This is a genomic window from Candidatus Nebulibacter yamunensis (genome assembly GCF_024208055.1).
Lineage (GTDB): Bacteria > Pseudomonadota > Gammaproteobacteria > Francisellales > Francisellaceae > Caedibacter > Caedibacter lacustris.
In genome coordinates this window covers 1-2,650 of sequence record NZ_JAMBMW010000043.1, presented here as the reverse complement: position 1 = coordinate 2,650, position 2,650 = coordinate 1, and the positions used below count along the sequence as shown (strand labels likewise).

The following is a 2,650-nucleotide window of genomic DNA, read 5'->3' as shown; positions in this document are numbered from 1 at the left end:
GTTTAACCGCTTCATCAACTTATACAGAAAGTGCGGCAGATGATAGCATAAGTCCAATCAAATTGGTGTTAGATCAGAATCTTTTCTTGGATGATGTGGAGGATGTCGGCTTTACCGGAGCAACAGTGACAATTAGCAATAATTATCATGACGGTGAAGATTACCTTGGCATGAGTCAAACCTGGATTAATGACAACCCCGCTACTGCTATTACCTATAGCTTTAGCGCTGGGGTGTTAACCCTCAGTGGAAATGCCTCGGTCGGTGACTATGAAGATGCGCTTAAAAATATCGTTTATTGGAACACGTCCAATACCCCGATGACGGATGTCAGGACAATCGAATATGTTGTGGATGATGCAGGCGTATTCTCGCCAGTGGTGTCAAAAACGATTACAGTCAATGCAATCAATGATGTGCCAACACTTAGCGTGAATACAACGGATATTAGCTATATAGAAGATGTCACCGGTAGCATTGCCGTGAATGATGCGATTGTACTGAGTGATCGTGATGATACATTATTACAAAGTGCAACGGTTAGTATTGATAATGGCCATTTAATTCAAGAAGACGATTTATTTTTAAATACGGTCACCTTAAGTGGTGTTGCGGGAGTTTCGAGTGTTGAAACGCTGATAACGGATCTATCTTGGCGAATCACGTTTGATGACAGCAATCAAATTGTAGCAACCTATGACGATAGTACAGGGGTAATGGGGTTAGTCGGTAACGCAACGCTTGCGCAATATCAAACGGTTATGCGTCACGTTTATTATAAAAACATTGCCATCGAGCCTAACCATGGTTCTTTAAGCAAAACCATAAAATATACGGTCACTGATAGTAATGGTGGTGTTTCGGTAACGGCACAAAATCTGATTAATATTGCGCTAACCAATGATGCGCCAAGTGTCACCACAACAAGTAGCTTTACCTTCCCAGAAACAAGTGGAGCCTTAACAATTGATAGTAATCTCAATATAGTGGATGTTGATAGTACCAATCTTGGCAGTGCGATCATTAAAATCAACGCTAACTATGTAGACGGTGAAGATTTCTTAAGCATGGATCCAAGCTGGATTTCAGCGACGATTATAACCAGTTTTAATCAAACTAATGGTGAATTGACCCTAAGTGGGGTGGATTCAGTTGCAAACTATATTACGGCGCTTCAAGCAGTGCAATACCAAAATACTTCTGCCAATCCATTAGGAACGAAAACGATTGATTTTACGGTAACAGATAGTGAAGGCGTTAATTCTAAAACCTCCGCGATAGAGAGTGTAACGGTAAGCTTTAATGCAACCAATAATCCACCGGTTATTACCAAAGGTCATAGCAATACACTTTCGTATGTAGAAAGTGACGGTAGTATTGGAACAGCGATAGTGATTGACAATACTATCACGCTATCGGATGCGGATGATAGTAATCTAGAAAGCGCACAAGTGAGTATTTTAAATTTTAAATTGGGAGATAGATTGACAGTTGATGTAACAGGAACATCAATAACAACTACTTTTAATACCTCTACAGGGTTATTAAGTTTAAGTGGCAGTGATTCAATTGCCAATTATCAAGCTGTGTTAAGGAGTGTCAAATATTATAACTTGAGTAACGATCCTAGTGATGATAATAGGACGATACGCTTGTCAGTCAATGATGGTGATACCAATAGTTCAGCAGTAAATTACACATTAAACTTTACTGCAACCAATGATGCACCACAAATCAGCACAAGTTCAGGAAGTCACACTTTAACCTATACGGAAAATACCCTACTCACGCTTAACTCATCATTATTGTTTGATGATGTTGACAGTGACAATATGGTCAGTGCAACGGTAACGATCAGTGGCAACTATGTACAAGGTGAGGATAATTTAGTTGTAGATTGGGATAATACTCATCCTTTATATAGCAAACTATCCGTCGACTTTGATAATACAACAGGAGTGCTCACCATTGAAACAATAGACAATGTCAATAATCCGGTGGATATTGTTGGCTATCAAGATGTATTGAGGTTGGTGAAATATCAAAACCTATCTGATAATCCCACCACAACGGCAAGAGTGATCCAATTTCAGGTGAATGACGGGGAAAGCGCAAACAATCTTTCCAATACCTTTGATATAACGGTGAATATTACTCCCGTGAACGATGCGCCGGTGGTAACACTCCCAGTTAATTATACCACTCCTGGCATAGCCTACGTTGAAAACGGGGCACCGATTGTAATAGGTGCAATTAACTTAAGTGATGTTGATAGTAGCCACTTATCTTCAGCAACTGTTGGGATATCAAATGGACATGAGCCAGACGAAGATCAGTTAAGCTTTGATGAAGCCAACAGTAATGGAGTAACCGTGACGGTGCTTATCCCTAATAGCTCATGGACATTAACCTTTGCCGATATGAGTACGTTGACGGCCAGTTATGACGCTATTTCAGGTGGAATGACCTTGTCCGGGAATAATACAGTAGCAAATTATCAGTCAGCGATTGCAAGTATGGTGTATTACAACACTTCGGACAATCCAGCACAAACGGTCAAACAAATACAATATGTGATCACGGATGCAAATAGTCTTGATTCAGCAAATAACGTAAAAAGCTTGCTTACAATTACAACAGTGGATGATGC

Annotated in this window: 1 protein-coding gene; it reads left to right on the top strand. The window is 40.0% G+C overall.

All coding sequences use genetic code 11. The features are described 5' to 3' along the window. A partial coding sequence (locus M1V25_RS10120; protein ID WP_498843199.1) for an autotransporter outer membrane beta-barrel domain-containing protein occupies positions 1-2,650 on the top strand: 2,650 nt, incomplete at both ends.